General features: G+C 54.7%; 17 protein-coding genes. 6 read left to right on the top strand and 11 right to left on the bottom strand.

All coding sequences use genetic code 11. The features are described from left to right. Positions 1 to 167 precede the first annotated feature (167 nt). A complete protein-coding gene (fumC, locus tag QYC28_RS08105; RefSeq protein WP_302679280.1) occupies positions 168 to 1,571 on the top strand; it encodes a class II fumarate hydratase in 1,404 nt (467 codons plus the stop codon). On the opposite strand, the gene QYC28_RS08100 is transcribed toward fumC, so the two are convergent. The 4 genes from QYC28_RS08100 to psbB all read right to left on the bottom strand — a co-directional run bounded on the left by QYC28_RS08100 (position 1,523) and on the right by psbB (position 5,995). Beyond that, positions 1,523 to 2,788 (bottom strand): dihydroorotase, encoded by a 1,266-nt coding sequence (locus QYC28_RS08100; protein WP_286668581.1) that lies wholly within the window; start codon positions 2,786 to 2,788, stop codon positions 1,523 to 1,525. The genes fumC and QYC28_RS08100 overlap by 49 nt on opposite strands. Positions 2,789 to 2,791: 3 nt before the next feature. Beyond that, positions 2,792 to 4,198, bottom strand: a complete 1,407-nt coding sequence (locus QYC28_RS08095) for a histidine phosphatase family protein (RefSeq protein WP_149819836.1) — start codon at positions 4,196 to 4,198, stop codon at positions 2,792 to 2,794. Between the two features lie 146 nt (positions 4,199 to 4,344). Further along, a complete protein-coding gene (locus tag QYC28_RS08090) occupies positions 4,345 to 4,443 on the bottom strand; it encodes a photosystem II reaction center protein T (RefSeq protein ID WP_011057371.1) in 99 nt (32 codons plus the stop codon). A 19-nt stretch (positions 4,444 to 4,462) separates the two neighbouring features. Then, the gene (gene psbB / locus QYC28_RS08085; RefSeq protein ID WP_149819834.1) at positions 4,463 to 5,995 is read right to left on the bottom strand and encodes a photosystem II chlorophyll-binding protein CP47; all 1,533 of its coding nucleotides are present in this window, start codon (positions 5,993 to 5,995) and stop codon (positions 4,463 to 4,465) included. Between the two features lie 189 nt (positions 5,996 to 6,184). Here psbB and QYC28_RS08080 point away from each other — a divergent pair, with 189 nt between their 5' ends. Continuing rightward, positions 6,185 to 6,511: a 2Fe-2S iron-sulfur cluster-binding protein gene (locus QYC28_RS08080; RefSeq protein WP_286625277.1), complete on the top strand. Its 327-nt coding sequence runs from the start codon at positions 6,185 to 6,187 to the stop codon at positions 6,509 to 6,511. Positions 6,512 to 6,515: 4 nt separating this feature from the next. Here QYC28_RS08080 and QYC28_RS08075 read toward each other — a convergent pair whose 3' ends face one another. The 3 genes from QYC28_RS08075 to QYC28_RS08065 are packed head-to-tail and all read right to left on the bottom strand — an operon-like array spanning position 6,516 to position 9,133. Beyond that, positions 6,516 to 7,643 (bottom strand): DUF4350 domain-containing protein, encoded by a 1,128-nt coding sequence (locus tag QYC28_RS08075; protein WP_302679279.1) that lies wholly within the window; start codon positions 7,641 to 7,643, stop codon positions 6,516 to 6,518. After that, the gene (locus tag QYC28_RS08070) at positions 7,640 to 8,263 is read right to left on the bottom strand and encodes a DUF4129 domain-containing protein (RefSeq protein WP_302679278.1); all 624 of its coding nucleotides are present in this window, start codon (positions 8,261 to 8,263) and stop codon (positions 7,640 to 7,642) included. The genes QYC28_RS08075 and QYC28_RS08070 overlap by 4 nt, the downstream gene beginning before the upstream one ends. Before the next feature lie 15 nt (positions 8,264 to 8,278). Continuing rightward, the gene (locus tag QYC28_RS08065) at positions 8,279 to 9,133 is read right to left on the bottom strand and encodes a universal stress protein (protein WP_149819826.1); all 855 of its coding nucleotides are present in this window, start codon (positions 9,131 to 9,133) and stop codon (positions 8,279 to 8,281) included. A 278-nt stretch (positions 9,134 to 9,411) separates the two neighbouring features. Here QYC28_RS08065 and QYC28_RS08060 point away from each other — a divergent pair, with 278 nt between their 5' ends. Genes QYC28_RS08060 through QYC28_RS08050 form a run of 3 tightly spaced genes read left to right on the top strand, consistent with a single transcriptional unit; the run spans position 9,412 to position 10,719 of the window. Then, positions 9,412 to 9,933 carry a photosystem I assembly protein Ycf3 gene (locus QYC28_RS08060; RefSeq protein WP_286625271.1) on the top strand — a complete coding sequence of 174 codons (522 nt, stop codon included), beginning with the start codon at positions 9,412 to 9,414 and terminating at the stop codon, positions 9,931 to 9,933. A 10-nt stretch (positions 9,934 to 9,943) separates the two neighbouring features. Further along, positions 9,944 to 10,237 (top strand): Asp-tRNA(Asn)/Glu-tRNA(Gln) amidotransferase subunit GatC, encoded by a 294-nt coding sequence (gatC, locus tag QYC28_RS08055; protein ID WP_286625270.1) that lies wholly within the window; start codon positions 9,944 to 9,946, stop codon positions 10,235 to 10,237. Between the two features lie 11 nt (positions 10,238 to 10,248). Next, positions 10,249 to 10,719, top strand: a complete 471-nt coding sequence (locus tag QYC28_RS08050) for a hypothetical protein (protein WP_149819820.1) — start codon at positions 10,249 to 10,251, stop codon at positions 10,717 to 10,719. A gap of 3 nt (positions 10,720 to 10,722) precedes the next feature. On the opposite strand, the gene QYC28_RS08045 is transcribed toward QYC28_RS08050, so the two are convergent. Continuing rightward, positions 10,723 to 11,682 (bottom strand): ARPP-1 family domain-containing protein, encoded by a 960-nt coding sequence (locus QYC28_RS08045; RefSeq protein WP_302679277.1) that lies wholly within the window; start codon positions 11,680 to 11,682, stop codon positions 10,723 to 10,725. Positions 11,683 to 11,844: 162 nt separating this feature from the next. On the opposite strand from QYC28_RS08045, the gene QYC28_RS08040 reads away from it, so the two are divergent. After that, positions 11,845 to 12,444 (top strand): hypothetical protein, encoded by a 600-nt coding sequence (locus tag QYC28_RS08040; RefSeq protein WP_302679276.1) that lies wholly within the window; start codon positions 11,845 to 11,847, stop codon positions 12,442 to 12,444. On the opposite strand, the gene folP is transcribed toward QYC28_RS08040, so the two are convergent. The 3 genes from folP to QYC28_RS08025 are packed head-to-tail and all read right to left on the bottom strand — an operon-like array spanning position 12,441 to position 16,226. Continuing rightward, positions 12,441 to 13,283, bottom strand: coding sequence for a dihydropteroate synthase (folP, locus tag QYC28_RS08035; RefSeq protein ID WP_149819814.1), 843 nt, complete (start codon positions 13,281 to 13,283; stop codon positions 12,441 to 12,443). The two genes, QYC28_RS08040 and folP, sit on opposite strands and share 4 nt — an antisense overlap. After that, positions 13,280 to 14,713 (bottom strand): MFS transporter, encoded by a 1,434-nt coding sequence (locus QYC28_RS08030; protein WP_149819812.1) that lies wholly within the window; start codon positions 14,711 to 14,713, stop codon positions 13,280 to 13,282. The genes folP and QYC28_RS08030 overlap by 4 nt, the downstream gene beginning before the upstream one ends. Positions 14,714 to 14,747: 34 nt before the next feature. Then, a complete protein-coding gene (locus QYC28_RS08025) occupies positions 14,748 to 16,226 on the bottom strand; it encodes a phosphoglucomutase/phosphomannomutase family protein (RefSeq protein WP_302679275.1) in 1,479 nt (492 codons plus the stop codon). Between the last annotated feature and the right edge of the window lie 49 nt (positions 16,227 to 16,275).

Here is a 16,275-nt window from a genome sequence, read left to right as displayed (position 1 = left end):
ACTTAAATCATTCCCAGCCAAATTTCCCGACGCTAAGTTCTCTGACTCGGAATATTGACTTAGACTATTTCAGTTGTTGCCACTCTATCTCTGATAGGTCTAAGGTAAGCATTGGCTCTTCTTCTGCAATGATGAGAGATGGGTTCTCCCCCTCGGTATGACGAATCATGACAATTGCAACTCGCCTAGAATACGACTCCCTCGGCGCCATTGAGGTACCAGCGGACTGCTACTGGGGTGCCCAGACGGCGCGCTCCCTAAAGTATTTTCCCATCAGTCACGAGCGCATGCCCCTCGAGGTTATTCATGCCATGGCACGGCTAAAGAAGGCAGCCGCGATCGCCAACCGCGATTTAGGGGTTTTAGCTACCGATAAAGCAGCATGGATTATGCAAGCAGCCGATGAGGTCATTGAAGGGCGCTGGGATGATCAGTTTCCCCTTTCCATCTGGCAGACCGGCAGCGGTACCCAAACCAATATGAATGTGAATGAGGTGATTGCCAACCGTGCCATTGAACTGGCGGGGGGCGTTAAGGGGAGCAAAACTCCGATCCACCCCAATGACCATGTGAACTGTAGCCAGTCTTCTAATGACACCTTTCCGGCGGCGATGCATATTGCCACAGTGATTGAGCTGCAGGAGCGACTGCTGCCGATGTTGCGGCACTTACTGGCCGTATTGCAGGAAAAGGTCACCGCTTTTGCCGACATTATTAAAATTGGGCGCACCCACTTAATGGATGCCGTGCCTCTCACCCTTGGCCAAGAATTCTCGGGCTATGCCAGTCAAATTGCTGCCTGTCAAGGCCATATTGAGTACGCACTCCAGCATCTGTATCCCCTTGCCATTGGCGGTACGGCCGTGGGGACGGGTTTGAATGCCCCCGCCGGCTTTGGCGATCGCGTGGCGGCAGAATTAGCCCAAATGACGGGGTATCCCTTCTGCAAAGCCGAGAACCCCTTTGCTGCCTTGGCCGCCCATGATCCCTTGGTGATGCTCAGTGGTGCCCTGAAAACATTGGCCGCAGCGATGATGAAAATGGCCAATGATATTCGTTGGTTGGCTTCAGGCCCCCGTTGTGGTCTAGGAGAACTGATCCTACCCGCCAATGAGCTAGGGTCGTCGATTATGCCCGGCAAGGTGAATCCCACCCAATGTGAAGCCCTGACGATGGTCTGTGTGCAAGTGATGGGCAACGACGCCGCAGTGGGGATAGCGGGCAGTCAAGGGAATTTTGAACTCAATGTTTATAAGCCCCTGATCATTCACAATGTGCTGCGCTCCATTGAACTGCTGAGTGATGCCGGGGAAGCCTTTACCCAGTTTTGCCTCGTGGGCATTGAACCCAATCGGGAGCAAATTCAGCGCCATTTGCAGCGATCGCTCATGTTGGTGACGGCCTTGAACCCCCACATTGGCTACGACAAGGCAGCAGCCGTCGCAAAAAAGGCCTACAGCGAAGGTAAAACCCTGAAGGAAGCGGCGGTGGAATTGGGGTATCTCACGGCTGAGGAATTTGATCAGTGGGTGCGGCCAGAGTTGATGCTGGGTGAAAAGGGCACTAATTGACCCCGCAGGGAGTGCTGCCAAAAGGGCGTATTGCGAGCGCGCGATCGCAGGCTTTGGTGCGTCACTGTCCAAGTCACGTTTGGATCAAAAAGCACAAAGTGGCGACTGTTCAGTTCGAGGCGGGGTGGCTCAATGCTCAAAATCCGCGCCGGTGCCGTACTGAGGGCGTGCCAGAGGTCAAGGGCGCTCAAGGTATTATTCACTACTAGTTCCTGCCAGAGGGCGGGTAGGGCTAATTCGAGACCAATGGCACCGGGGAGTGCCTCGGCAAAGGAAACCATTTTTTCTTCATAGAGCAAGGGGGTGTGGTCAATGGCAATCGCCTCAATAACCCCCGTTTTGAGTCCTTCGATCAGGGCTTGGCGATCGCTGGCCGTTCCTAGGGGCGGGTCAAGGCGCAGATGCGGATCGTAACTGGCTAGATCCTCAACCGTAAAGAGCAAATGTAACCACGACACACTGGCACTGACCTGTTCAGGTTTGTCCTTAGCGAGAATCTCGACACTGCGAGCGGTTGACAGGCGCATGAGGTGAATGGAGGTTGAGACGGTGCGTGCCAATTCCAAAATCGCCAATAGGGGAATGGTTTCACAGCAGACCAGTTGCTCCACCAATCCGAGACGAGTGGCTACCCCACTTTGCCGCGCCACCCCATTGGCGGCCAAGGCCGGGTCAAAGGGCCAAAGGGCAACGGGTTTGCCTAGGGGCTGGAGATAGGTGAGTGCCCGCTGCACCAAAGGCCAATGGGTCAACCCCCGATCATCACAAAAGCCAACTACCCCACTGGCGGCTAGTTCCGCTAAATCGGTTAAAGCCGTCCCTTGGCATCCTTGGGTGAGTGCGCCCCAAACCCGTACCTGTGACCAAGCGGTGGTTGGTATCTCCTGTTGCAGCGCTTGCCAAACAGCAGGATGGTCAATCACGGGGTTTGTAGTCGGTAAGAGGGTTAAATGCTGAACCCCACCGGCAGCGGCAGCGGCCAAGAGTGTCTCAAGGGTTTCTCGCGCCTCATAACCGGGTTGACCACTGTGGCTGTAGAGATCCACCAAGGGGGGTGCCAGCACCCAAGCTGAAGCATCAATCACTTCTGTATCAGGGGGTACCTCTTGGGGGGCGATCGCCGCCAATTGATCCGCCGCCAGCAGCACATCGGCGCGTTGATCTTGGCGGTTGACCGGATCCAGCAGCCGCACCTGTTGCAACAGTCGCCACACCATGGCTTACAAGGCTCCCGCCGCCGTCCGATCCAGCACGCCCCCCAAATGGGTGGTGATATTCACTGCCTGCAATCGCGGCAGACCGCCCTTGATGGGATAGTCAATTACCGTGACGCTGCCATTGCCCTGCTTAAAGAGCCAGAAGTTTTCAATGCCTAGGCCAACAATGTGGCAGAGCAAGACCTTATTAGTGGCATCATGAGCCACAACCAAAACATTGTGGGGGGTGGGAGCATTGGTTTTCCAGCGCTTCAGCCACTCTTCCCATGCCTTAACCACGCGATCGCGCACCTGTTCGAGGTTTTCCCCATTGGGCATTTGCACCAGGGCCGGGGTTGTGCGCCAGCGTTCCAGTTCCCCCGGATAGGCCGCCGCCACCTCCGGTTCAAACTTGCCCTCCCAATCCCCGTGGCTAATCTCGGCAAGGGCTGGTTCTAGCGCTAGCTCGACATCAGGGTGGTACTGCAAAATCGCCAAGGCCGTATCCTTGGGCCGCCGTAGGGGACTACTCAAGGCATGGTGAAAGGGCACCGCCTTGAGGAACTCGGCCACCGCCGCCGCTTGGGCACGGCCATTTTCATTCAGGGGCACATCAATTTGCCCTTGGAAGCGTCCCTCGCGATTCCAGTCGGTTTCACCATGGCGCACCAAAAAGATGCGCAGCGTTTGCTCCTTGAAACGGGGTTGCGGAAAGGGATCATTAAGATGGCTCGTGAGATTGAGGGCTTCTAGTTGTGCGGGTTGTCGCAAGCCGTTGCTGAAATTGAGGACACTAATGCCGCCATTGGCCTGCTGCAGCCGCAAATAGCCCTTGACCCCCAAGCCGAGACCCGTGCAAATCAGGGCACGATTCATACCGCTGTGGCCGACAATGACAATGGTTTCATTTTCGTGAGCCGTCAGCAGCGCTTCCAAAACCATGCCCGCGCGATCGTAGAGATCCAATAGCGGAAAAAACTCCTTGGTTTGGCCACTCTCCGTGGTGATTTTCATCATCAAGGTTTCTGGGGCTTCCTGCCAGCGGCGATAGTCCTCGGGAAACCGTGCCTTCACTTCGGCAAAGGGCAGATCTTCCCAAGCGGGCAGCGCAATCTCTTTGAGTAAATCAAGGGAATGGGGTGGCTTGAGTTGCGGGTCTTGGAGCTGAGCATGGATGCCCTCTGCGGTTTCCGTTGCCCGTTTCAGGGGACTGGTGTAAATCTTGCGGATGGGAATGCCCCGTAGAGCGAGACCCACTTGGGCTGCCATCCAATGACCGCGTTCCGTGAGCGAAGAGGCATCACTGTGACCTTGCACCCGCTCCTGAACATTAAACGTGCTTTCACCGTGGCGGACAATAATGACTCGGGTACTCAGAGGTTTCTCCTTAGCGATTGACAGACAACAAGCTTGGCCGTCCCACCGTGCCATAAAGACTGTACCAGAAACCGTGGCTTCAAGAGCGAAAGATTCAGGAATCGGCAGGCATCATCTCTTGAGCATCACATAAAAATCAAAAAACCGACCGCAGGGGCGATCGGCAAGTATTAAAGACCTATTCGCTGATGGATCAGAGGCTACTTCTTGGTGATCCGAGGAGGCTCACGGAAGAAGATGGCAAAGAAGAACAGCGCGATAATGCAGGCAAAGATGAAAACGTAGGTGATGGTTTCCATAGTAGTCCCCTAGGAATGACTAGACAGCTTCTTTGCGACGAGTGGTGACATCGCCCACTTTTTGGTAGAAGCCCCATTCCACTTGCTCCGGCGACAGTTCGGGATCAATCCCAGAGAAGACATCGCGGAACAGCGTGCGGGCACCATGCCAAATGTGACCAAAGAAGAAGAGCAAGGCAAACACCGCATGGCCGAAGGTAAACCAGCCACGGGGACTGGTGCGGAAAATCCCGTCGGAGTTGAGGGTTTCCTTATCGAATTCAAAGATCTCACCGAAGATAGCTTTACGGGCATAGCTCTTAACGGTGGGTGGATCGGTGAAGGTTTGGCCGTTCAATTCACCACCGTAGAAGCTGACGGTCACGCCTTGTTGCTCAAAGCTATACTTCGACTCGGCACGACGGAAGGGAATGTCGGCTTTGACAACGCCATTCTTATCGGTGAGGATGACGGGGAAGCTTTCAAAGAAGGCAGGCATGCGACGGACAAAGAGTTCTTCACCCTCTTTGTTGCGGAAGACGGCATGGCCTTTCCAAGCTTGGGCAATCCCATCCCCTTTGTTCATCGGGCCCGTACGGAAGAGACCTCCTTTGGCGGGGTTGTTGCCAATGTAATCGTAGAAGGCCAGTTTCTCTGGAATGGCTGACCAAGCCTCTTCAAGGGTGGCGCCACTGGCGAGGGAGGCCTGCACGCGGCGGTTAATTTCCTGTTGGAAGTAGCCACTGTCCCACTGATAGCGAGTCGGCCCAAAGAGTTCAATGGGCGTGGTGGCACTGCCATACCACATCGTGCCGGCAACGACAAAGGCAGCAAAGAAGACGGCAGCAATACTGCTGGAGAGTACCGTTTCAATATTCCCCATGCGCAGAGCTTTGTAAAGTCGTTGGGGTGGACGTACCAGCAGGTGGAATAAACCAGCAATAATACCGACAATGCCTGCGGCGATATGGTGAGCAACCACACCACCGGGGTTGTAGGGATTAAAGCCATCGGGTCCCCATTCGGGTGCCACAGGCTGGACACTGCCCGTCAAGCCATAGGGGTCAGAGACCCACATCCCAGGACCAAAGAGACCGGTCAGGTGAAAAGCACCAAAGCTAAAGCAGAGTAAACCGGCAAGGAACAGGTGAATGCCAAACATTTTCGGCAAGTCGAGGGCAGGCTCACCGGTGCGAGGATCGCGGAAGAGTTCCAAATCCCAATAGACCCAGTGCCAGCAGGCCGCCAAGAACAACAGACCTGACAGGACGATGTGAGCGAGGGCAACCCCCTCAAAGCTCCAAAAACCGGGGTCAATCCCTGTTTCGCCAGTAATACTCCAACCGCTCCAAGACCCCGTGACCCCCAACCGTGCCATGAAGGGCAACACAAACATTCCCTGCCGCCACATTGGGTTGAGAACGGGATCACTGGGATCAAAAATAGCTAGCTCATAAAGAGCCATCGACCCTGCCCAACCGGCGACCAATGCCGTGTGCATCAGGTGGGCCGCAATCAACCGCCCTGGATCATTGATCAGGACAGTGTGGACTCGGTACCAAGGTAGTCCCATTGACTACGCTCCTCCTATACAAAAATTTAGCGTTTGCATGAACAAATTTTATTAAGCAGCCGGATCACGGTCATAACCGCTTCCCTACTAAGAGTTTAACGGCCAATTTACCCGTAACTTCAGCTACGGTTGGGCAGTTTTTCTGCCAAAATGAGAATGTATTAAGAATGGTAACTAGCGTAGGTTCCTATGGCAAGCAAAGCTGAATTTGTGGCCACAAATATTAAGTTTGTTAACGAAAACAAAGAAATTATTGCTGCCAACGGCGCGAATCTGCGCTTAAAAGCAATGGAAGCGGGGGTTGACCTCTACACCCTCAAGGGCAAGTTCTTGAATTGTGGGGGCTACGGCCAGTGTGGCACCTGTATTGTTGAGATCGTCGAGGGTATGGAAAACCTTTCCCCCCGCACACCAGTGGAAGAACGCAAGCTCCGCCGTAAGCCAGAGAATTATCGCTTGGCTTGCCAAACTCTTGTCTATGGACCTGTGTGTGTGAAGACAAAGCCGAAGGGCTAGATCATTAGACAGCCCTTTTCAGAGCCTGTAGGGCACTGCCGGCCTGCTCTAGCCACTTGAGTAACTGGGAATCATCAATGCTGTGGGGAATACTGAGGAGGTCTTGCAGGTGTTGCGGCGATCGCCCCGTTGTGGTCTGCCATGCCTGAATGAGTTCTGAATCCCTAGGCAGATGGTGAGGATTGGCGGCAAGGCCGAGTTGGTTGGCTAAATCATAGCGAAAGCGATCTTGCAGCTGTTCTAGGACAAAGTGCCGCTGCTGTGCCCGCTCAAGAACGCCTGCGAGGGCTGCAATGTAGGCGGCACTATTACTGGCCACAGGTTCTTTTTCTAATAGGGGTGGGCCAAAACGTTGACTTTGCTGCCATAGCAAAAAGAGGAGCAAGAGGCTGAATTGCACCCCCACAGCCAGCCAAGGGGTACGACTGAAGTAGTCGAAGAGGGTTTCAGGCACCGTCTCCCTGACCACATCCTCTGGAGTGCGTTGGCGGTAGCCGTGGAGCCATTCATCAAAGTATATCGTCGCCCCCGGCGTAACCACGTTCTGCAAAATCTCGGCCACAACAGCAAAGTTCGCAAGGGGGGGGTCACCGCCATAGACATTAGCCACCAGCCAAGGATAGACCCCAAGGATTCGTTGTCCATGGGTCTGGGGACTAGTGGCTTCCCTGAGATAGACAATTGAACCATGATCATCCTTGAGCAGGGGGCGATCGCCCCGCTGGCGGGGGACGCGGCGGCGCGTTTCAACTAACACATTGCCCTGGGGAGTGGAGAGGCGCTGTACAAAGGGGGCTGCGGTGGGTTCCCCATGCCAGTAAAAGCGCACCAGCGTATTGCCCTGGGCCAGCCACTCCACAAGGGATGGTGGCCAGCTCATGGGACGACCACTAATTTGAATGAAAACGTGCCCTTGACCCTTGAGGTAGTTATAGTCCCGCTGCCAACGCGCCACTTGGAACCCCTGCTGTTGTAGATACGCATAAAATTTCTGCGTGCCCCAAGGGGAGGCATCAAAGGAGGAGCCAGCGCGGCTACTGGGCGCCACCGCCAGAATCAGGAGGCCGACCACCAGCAGCACAAGGACAGCGCAGCCGAGGAAAAACCACTGGCGACGGTTGATCGTGATCATTGCTGGCGCTCCCGCAGGAAGGGGTCCACCTCAAAATAGGCGGCTTGACAGGTGGCTAGGGTTTGGGCATCCACCGCCTCGGCGCCATAGTAACTGCGACTGTGAACTTGAAAGAGGTGCTGAATACTCCGCCGCACGGCTGGCGATCGCTCCCCCAGTTGAAAGAGTCGCTCCAATTCCCGTAGATAGTCGCCATTGGTGCAGTGGGGCTGTAGCCGTAGCCAGCCCGCCTCCTGCAACCGATAGAGCAAGGCCATGTAGAGAGCACGACAAGCACCCCCATAATCCCCCGCCAATTGCAGGTCTTGAGCAAGTTCCAGCCACTCGCGCACAGGCCGCGGTCGCTCCTCAAGGGTAGAAACCAGTGTTGCTGAGGAGGATCGCGATCGCTGCTGCCACCATCGCCACAGGCTGCGCCCTAGGAAATAGAGGGCGAGTCCAAGGCCAACGAGCAAGACCCCTTGCAAGAACCAGCGTAGCCATGCCTCTAAGGAGGGGGAGTCCTGCCAAAATGGCTCCGTTTGCTGGCGAAAGAGTTGGCGAAAGCTGTACTCAAGGGCTTCACCCAATTGTCGCCACTGGCGATCGCCCTGCCAGCGCAGATCATCAAAAAGGCTCACCGCCGCTAGCCCAGACTACGCCTCCAATTGTCGCACAAAGAGCACGGGGCACTCAGCATAGACCCGCACATAGTCTGAAAGGGAGGTGCCCAAGAGGCGATCTAAATCGGGCAAACTGCGGGCGATGGACGGACGCCGATCCGGGGAACCCAGAACGAGGAGATCGGCATTGGTATCAGCAGCAATGCGGCAGATTTCTTCACCGGGCTTACCGGTGGTCAGGACACACTGGTATTCCACACCCCGCTGCTTGGCCACCGTTGAGGCTTCCGAGAGAATCGGATCTTTTTCAGCAGCCGTGCTGGGGGTATCAGCATGACCCTTGAGGTCGGGATTGACGTGGGCAAGAATCAATTTACCGCCCTTGACCCCCTCCATCAGGCGTACGGCTAAGTCCAAGGAGGCCTTGGCTGCGGCGGAATTATTGAGCGCTACCATGATGCGGTTGATTTTCTTCACAAAGAGGTCATCGCGCACCAGCAACATCGGTCGGGAAGACAGTTGAAACACATACTGGCTGACGGAGTTTTCGAGAATGGATTGCAGGCGCTTGAGTCCCCGCGATCCCATGATGATTAAGTCGGCATTGATTTCATCGGCCACGTGCAACACGGTATCTTTGGGATCCCCCTCCCGCAGCATGGTATTGACACTAATCACTGGGTCAAGATGCAGTCGAGCAACGGCTTCCGCTAGGAGTTTGGCACCCGCTTGACGTTGTTCGGCCATCTCCTCGGCAGTAATTTTCGGTGGAATCACGTGCAAAACAGTGACGGCAGCCCGTTGAATCGCTGGCAACTCCATCAGCGACTTGAGCATTTGTTCGGATTGTCCAGTTCCTGAGTCTGCCAATAGAATATTTTCAATCATAAATCTTAAACTCCCAACATCTGGTGAGCATCAGGGCACGGATGGCCACTACAGCCCTTTTCCCAAGGATGGCACACGCTGAAAACAGTCAAAACTGCTGGAGGATAGGATGCTCTCCTCATTCGTACACGCCACATCTCAAGAAAAGGGCTGTATGACGATCTTAGGTCTGGGGTAGGGGCTTCTTGGTGGAATGCTACAAATCTTAGGCATTGGCTAGGGGGCGCCCTTGGGAGTGCTTTTGATACACTAAGCAAGAGACCGTTCAAGGAAGCCCTATGCCGCGATCACAACGGAACGACAATTTTATTGACAAAACCTTTACGGTCATGGCTGACCTCATTCTCAAGGTCTTGCCCACCAGTTCGCAGTCAAAAACCGCCTTTGCCTATTATCGCGATGGCATGTCTGCCCAAGCGGACGGGGAATATGCCGAGGCACTGGAGAACTACCAAGCAGCCCTAGAACTAGAGGAAGACCCCAACGATCGCAGCTACATTCTCTACAACATTGGCCTGATCCACGCCAGTAACGGCGATCATGAAAAAGCCCTAGAGTATTATCACCAAGCCCTTGAACTCAATCCCCGCATGCCCCAAGCCCTTAATAATATCGCGGTGATCTACCACTACTTGGGCACACAGGCAGAGGAGCAACAGCGTTCCGAGGAGGCTGAACAACTCTTCGATCGCGCCGCAGACTACTGGAAACGGGCGATTCAACTGGCGCCCAATAACTATATCGAGGCGCAAAACTGGCTGAAGACCACGGGTCGCTCCAGGATGGATGTTTATTTCTAAGGGATTACACATGGCAACAAAAGTCATTACCGCAGAGGATGTGCGCAAGGTGGCTCACTTGGCTCGCCTCGCCCTTGAGGAAAGCGAGATTGAAGCCCTGACCCAGCAACTAGATAGCATCCTTGACTATGTGAACCAATTGAGTGAACTGGATGTCACGGATATTCCACCGACGACCCGTGCGATTGAAGTCAGTAATGTAACCCGTCCCGATGTGTTGGAGCCTTGGCCAAATCGCGAGGATCTACTGGCGATCGCCCCGGATCGCGAGGATGACTTTTTCCGTGTGCCCAAAATTATGTAAGGCATCAGGCTGTGCGGCGGCGTCAATCCCACCATTTACAACTGGACTTATTTCCCTTCCTCTCGATCTTGGCCTGCACCATTGGCACGCTGATCCTGCTGGTGGTGGTGATTAGTGCTAGTAGCCTTGGGCGAGAACGTACCAATGTGCAAATTTTGGCACGGGAAAATGCCCAAAATGACGGGCGTACCCCCCGCTATCTGGAGTGCCGTCGCGAGGGGGTGATCATCCATCCCCAAAAGGTGCTGGTGTCCAAAGCAGACCTCGGCAAGCCCACTTCCACGCTGGCCATTTTGTTGGCCAATCTCCGCCGTCAGAGCGATCGCGAGTACATTATCATTGCCGTGCGCCCCGATGGCTTTGACTGCTTTGAGGAGGTGCGCTACCAAGCAGAACGGGCGGGGGTGGCTCTCGGCTACGAACCCTTCAATGCGGAATGGGAGTTGTGTGTGCCGGCACCGGGGCGCAGCAATTGTCCCTAGGACTTAAATTTCCCAACCTGACCGCCGGCGTTTGGACTGGGTGATCTCGGTGGGAAAGGCGCTCAAGTGCACCACCCGCCCCTTGGCCACAAGGGCACTACCAATGACTTCGGGATGGGTGAGCCGCACATCCGTGCCTTCGGCCAAGGCCTCAAAGGTTTCAGCCGTTGCAGCCGCCACAGTCGTCAAAAAGGCTTTAGCATCGGCAGTTGTGACTTCTGAACCGTGAGAAAGAGAGGGTTTCAGGGCTTCAAGGCCGTAGCTGCGGCTGAATTTGGGGAGCAGTTTGCCAAAGGTAGCAGGGAAGTCAAAGAGTTCCAAGCCCAAAATTTGACCGTGCACGACGAAAAGCGCACCAATCTGCTGGGCGATCGCCCGAAATGCTTGGACGTACTCATCGAGGGAGTGGGCTTCTTTTTCATAAACATCAGCGAGGGCATCGGTGGCGGACTTGCAAGCAAAGAAAAGCAGATGGTCATCGACATCCGCCCAGATTTCCCCCTGATCAGCACGGCGGCTTCCCCTGTGTTTCAACGACTCTGTAACATAGCGGAGTTTCTTGGCGCGCCCTGTGGCATGGTAGGCGCGATCAGCAGCGGCAAACTCACGGCAGCGGTAGTGCCAGCGACCCCGTTCAACACAGGAGACGGGAATTTTCAGATCAGTGTGGGCAGGTACAAGTACTGTGAGGTTAAGAATACGGTTTTGCTTGGCACCGACGAGTTCTTCCCCATCCACAAGCAGTACCGAGCGATCGCCCCAGTTATGGCACAGGAGTTCAGGCACATGCCCCCCTTCAGACACCTCGGTAATCTTTAGCAGGTTTTGGTTCATTGCTTCCGTCAGCGTCCAATAGTCGGGTTCTGCCACAATCGGGCGCAGCAGGGGAAACAGCGTCATGCCACCAAAGGTTTGGGGAGTGCCAATTTCAACGGTTTGTAGGAGTTCTTGGAGAAGATTCATGGGATCACCTCGCAAGGGTATACATCTGGTTATCCATTGCTGTTGTTAGGGATATGCATCCACCCAGAAAATTTGCGATCGCCCCGCCAAACCATCTTAATTAACAGGTGCCTTTGTCCTTAGAAATCGCTTATGCTCAGGGTGAATTCTTGAGAGGTTCCAATGCTCCCAGTCGCGATCGCCTCCCTACTCTTTGGTTTTGCCACCAATATGGATAACTTTAGCGTGGCCGTTAGCTATGGTCTGCGCCGCTATCGTATGAGTTGGCTGGGGAATGTCCTGATTGCGGCTCTTTCGGGTAGCAGTACCTTTTTGGCCATGGAGTTGGGTGGGTGGGTAGAGCAGTATGTGCCGTTGATTTGGACACAGCGGCTTGGCAGTGGCTTGCTAATCGTCATGGGGGCATCGGCACTGGGGGGAGTCTTGCTCAACTTGAATCATCCCTCTAAAACCACAAAGCCGAACTTATTACCAATTCTTGACTATGCCTATGACTTCACGCTCTACCAGTCGCTGCTGTTGGGTTTAGCCTTGACCCTGACGAACTTTGCCACAGGGGTAGCTGCGGGTTTGGCACAGTTACCGATCGCTAGTGCTGTGATAGCGAGTACAGTAACCAGTTGGGTCTGCATTGGCAGTGGCTTTTGGTTGGGGCAGCAACTACGGGAACAAGCCCCTCTGCACTTTACGCCCTACTTAGAAGGCGCTGCCAGTCTGTTTCTGATAGCCATTGGTCTCCTGAAGTGGTTTGAGTCCCTCTAGGGCGATCGCCAGAGCACATCGGCCATCCGACACACCTGCACCATTGCCGCCACATCGTGGACACGCACCATCTCGACCCCTTGGGCAATGGCATGACAGCAGACCGCTGCGGTACCCCAAACCCGGTCTTTAGGATTGGGCAGGTTCAGGATATCACCAATAAAGCGTTTGCGCGATGGCCCCAGCAGGAGAGGATAGCCAAGGCTGTGAAATTGCCGCAGTTCTCGTAAAAGGGTGAGATTCTGGGGCGTGGTTTTGGCAAAGCCAATACCGGGATCAATCATCAGATGCTCGGGGAGAATGCCGCTGGCAACTGCCCGCTGCGTTTGTTCCTGAAAATAGCGAAGCAAATCGCCAATCAAATCCTCGTAGTCCGTTAATTGCTGCATGGTGGCTGGCGTTCCCCGCCGATGCATGAGGATATAGGGCACCCCCAATGCCGCTACCGTGGCAAACATTTCCGGATCCGCCTGCCCGCCTGAGACATCGTTGACAATATTGGCACCGGCTTCGACGGCTGCGCGGGCAACCACCGCATGGGTGGTATCAATGGAAATGGGAATCTGCGACTGCTGACGGATGCCCTCAATCACGGGCAACACCCGCGCTAACTCAGCACTAATGGGCACTTCACTGGCGCCCGGACGGGTGGACTCACCGCCGATATCAATGACATCAACCCCTGCCGCCACCATCTCAAGGGCATGGGCAACGGCACTGGCGGGATTAAAAAAGTCACCGCCATCGCTAAAACTGTCGGGGGTGATATTTAAGATCCCCATGATGTAGGTGCGCTCTCCCCACACAAAAGCGCGATCGCCCACGTACCAGCCCTTCATGCACTAGCCTCTCCTTGCCGTTTAGCGTGCAGCCTTAAGAGAATCTCTTGGTGTACCGCTTGCGTAATGGGATAGAGGTAGGCTAAAACAATGCCAATAATGAGAAAAAAGGTTGGTAGCGGTCCAATGGCAATGCGGATTGCCAACAGTGCCGAGGGGGGCTGAACGGGGCGCGGTTCACCGGCAACGCTGGAGAGGTAGCCTGCCCACTGCAAGGCCTGACCGACGAGAAATAGCCCCAAGGCAAGACCAATTTTTTGCAGTAGCACCATAAAGGCATAGAAGATCCCCTCCCGCCGTTGGCCACTGTTGAGTTCATCGAGATCAATCACATCGGGAATCATTGACCAAGGGACAAGGTAGGCCGTTGAAACCCCAAACCCCGCCAGAATCGCGCAGATATAGACCAGCGTTGTTTGTCCCGGCTGCAATAAAAACAAGCCAGCTTGGGCAATCATCCACAGTGCCATGCCCATGTAATAGACCGCCTTCTTGCCAATACGCCGACTCACGGCACTCCAAACAAAAAGCATGATCATCGCCGTCGATTGCACCGCCAGCGCCACTTGCGTATATTCAGCGGGGGACATTTGCAACCAATCGCCAATAAAAAAGGGAATCAGCGAGGCAGTAATTTGCACCGCTAGCCAAGAACAGAGGTAAATGCCCATCACGAATAGGAAGGGCCGATTGCTAAAGACCAACCGCAGTTGCGTCTTCAAGGGTAAAGGACTTTGGCCACTGCTGGGGGTATGCCGTTCAAACTCCCGTACCCGTCCCCGTGTGCCCCAGACACACCAATAGATGGGCAACACAGATAATACAGCGGCAATGCCCCCCAGGACAATGTACTGAGTTTTGGGTTCCTTAATGACTTGGAAGAGAATTTGCGCCAATAGGAGTGAGCCAATACTGCCGCCAATGGAAAAGGCAAAGCGAAAACTATTCAGACTAGTGCGTTCGTTGTAGTCTTCTGTCAGTTCTGGTGTTAGGGCACTGTAGGGTAGGTTGACTGCGGTGTAAAACGTGTTAAAGAGGAGACCCATGAGAACGTAGTAGCCAAAGAGCAACCCTTGATCCGTCGTTGGTACCCACCAGTTCAAGAAAAAGCAAATGCCAAAGGGAAGGGCTGCTAGGATCATCCAGATGTGGCGGCGTCCCCACTTGCCCACAGGGGTGCGATCGCTGAGGTAGCCGATGATCGGATCATTGATGGCATCCCAGATTTTGCCAATCATCAACACACTGCCTGCCAAGCCCGCATTGAGGCCAGCCACATTGGTCAAGAACACCATCAGGAAAAACACCTGTAAATTGGCAGTGATGGCGGTTCCGAGATCACCGGCGCCAAAGGCAAGTTTTGTCCATAGGGAAAGGGGCGAACGGGCACTGGTGGCAGCGGAATTTGGGCTGGATGGGTCTAGTGGCATGATGCGTTGTCCATTACGATTGTTTTTTTAACGATTAGCTAGCCACTGCAACTGCCCATTGACTTGCCCAGTCTAAAATGCGCTGCACCTGTTCAGGCGTTTTCCCTTGGCAGTAGAGGCGCAGCAGGGGTTCGGTGCCGCTAAAGCGAATCAGTAACCAACCGCCATCGGCCAGATGAAACTTGTAGCCGTCAATGCTCTCCCAGTGGCTCACGGGGCTATCCAAAATCTGGGTGAAGGGATGCGCTGCTAGGATTGCTTCTAGTTGTTGTCGCTGCGCTAAGGACGCGAGGGTGAGATCAACGCGATCGTAGGCACTGTAAAAGTTCGTGGTTGCCTGCAACTGTTGATAGTATTCCCCTACGCTCAAGCCAGATGTCACTAGGGCTTGTAGTAGGTACAGTGCTGAGAGTAAGGCATCTCGTTCAGGAAGATGATGGCCATAGCCAATTCCCCCTGATTCTTCACCGCCCAAGAGGACAGCTTCCCCTGCCAGCATGCGATCGCCAATGTACTTAAAGCCAATGGGCGTTTCAATCACCGCTAAACCATGGTGGGCGGACACTCGCGCCACTAGATCAGAACTGCTAATGGATTTGATCACGGCCCCTCGGTAGCTACTGTGTTGTGCCAGATGATCAATCAAGATGGGAATAATTTCTTGGGCAGTGTACAGCACCCCCTCGCCATCAATGACTGCTAGGCGATCGGCATCACCATCAAAGACGAAACACACTGTTGGGGTGGCACTGTGTTGTTGCCGCAGTTGCTCTTGGGTTGCAGTTAAATAACGGCCAATGGGTTCAGGAGCACCTCCCCCAAAGAGGGGATCGCGATCGCGCCGAAACTCTGGTATCGCTAAATCCAACAAGCGCTCTAGCCCTCCTGCGGCCACCCCATGCATAACATCGGCACAGATCCGCAGCTTACCGCTGGCGATCGCCTCACGAATGGGGCTTGGATCAACATGAGTGCGCAAGGCCGCACAATAGCTGGGCCACGGATCAAAGACTTGATAGTCTGTTTTGGCCTCACCCACGGGTGGCGGCTCTCCCTGAGCTAACTGCGCTTCAATGGCTTGGGTGACGGTCGTGGGTACGGAGCCACCAAAGGCGCCCTTCACCTTCAGTCCCGCATAGATACCGGGATTGTGACTTGCCGTCATTACCAAGCCGCCAATGGCTCCCTCTGCTTTGACGGCCCAACTAAAGGCGGGGGTCGGTGCCGCACAATTTGAAAGCCACACCTCATAGCCTTGGCTCGCCAGTAATTGGGCAACGGCTGCGGCAAACTGTTCCGCTAAAAACCGGCGATCGTAGCCCACAATGATCCGAGGCGTTGTGCCCTTGCCATAGGTTTGATGGAGCACTGCCGCCGCTGCCTTGGCTGCCCGCAGCAGACGGTTAAAGGTAAACTCAGCGCCAATGATGCCGCGCCAGCCATCGGTACCAAAGCGAATCGGGGCATCCTCAGGAATCAAAACCTGATCTAGGCGAAGGACAGAAGCAACCATAGAACCCAAGACCCAAGAACCCCTCTGAACATATCATGCTGCGAGACAG

Origin of the sequence: Thermosynechococcus sp. HY596, assembly GCF_030518715.1 — a bacterium.
In the GTDB taxonomy this organism is placed as follows: domain Bacteria; phylum Cyanobacteriota; class Cyanobacteriia; order Thermosynechococcales; family Thermosynechococcaceae; genus Thermosynechococcus.
Note: the sequence above shows the minus strand (reverse complement) of the source record. Positions and strands in the feature narration are given on the sequence as shown.

Coding starts and splice junctions, on each gene's coding strand:
- gatC (WP_286625270.1), top strand. CDS start 9,944: ATGGCAACAAAAGTCATTACCGCAGAGGATGTGCGCAAGGTGGCTCAC.
- QYC28_RS08100 (WP_286668581.1), bottom strand. CDS start 2,788: ATGGTGTGGCGACTGTTGCAACAGGTGCGGCTGCTGGATCCGGTCAAC.
- psbB (WP_149819834.1), bottom strand. CDS start 5,995: ATGGGACTACCTTGGTACCGAGTCCACACTGTCCTGATCAATGATCCA.
- folP (WP_149819814.1), bottom strand. CDS start 13,283: ATGAAGGGCTGGTACGTGGGCGATCGCGCTTTTGTGTGGGGAGAGCGC.
- fumC (WP_302679280.1), top strand. CDS start 168: ATGACAATTGCAACTCGCCTAGAATACGACTCCCTCGGCGCCATTGAG.
- QYC28_RS08090 (WP_011057371.1), bottom strand. CDS start 4,443: ATGGAAACCATCACCTACGTTTTCATCTTTGCCTGCATTATCGCGCTG.
- QYC28_RS08045 (WP_302679277.1), bottom strand. CDS start 11,682: ATGAATCTTCTCCAAGAACTCCTACAAACCGTTGAAATTGGCACTCCC.
- QYC28_RS08065 (WP_149819826.1), bottom strand. CDS start 9,133: ATGATTGAAAATATTCTATTGGCAGACTCAGGAACTGGACAATCCGAA.
- QYC28_RS08060 (WP_286625271.1), top strand. CDS start 9,412: ATGCCGCGATCACAACGGAACGACAATTTTATTGACAAAACCTTTACG.
- QYC28_RS08025 (WP_302679275.1), bottom strand. CDS start 16,226: ATGGTTGCTTCTGTCCTTCGCCTAGATCAGGTTTTGATTCCTGAGGAT.
- QYC28_RS08040 (WP_302679276.1), top strand. CDS start 11,845: ATGCTCCCAGTCGCGATCGCCTCCCTACTCTTTGGTTTTGCCACCAAT.
- QYC28_RS08095 (WP_149819836.1), bottom strand. CDS start 4,198: ATGGCACGGTGGGACGGCCAAGCTTGTTGTCTGTCAATCGCTAAGGAG.
- QYC28_RS08080 (WP_286625277.1), top strand. CDS start 6,185: ATGGCAAGCAAAGCTGAATTTGTGGCCACAAATATTAAGTTTGTTAAC.
- QYC28_RS08030 (WP_149819812.1), bottom strand. CDS start 14,713: ATGCCACTAGACCCATCCAGCCCAAATTCCGCTGCCACCAGTGCCCGT.
- QYC28_RS08075 (WP_302679279.1), bottom strand. CDS start 7,643: ATGATCACGATCAACCGTCGCCAGTGGTTTTTCCTCGGCTGCGCTGTC.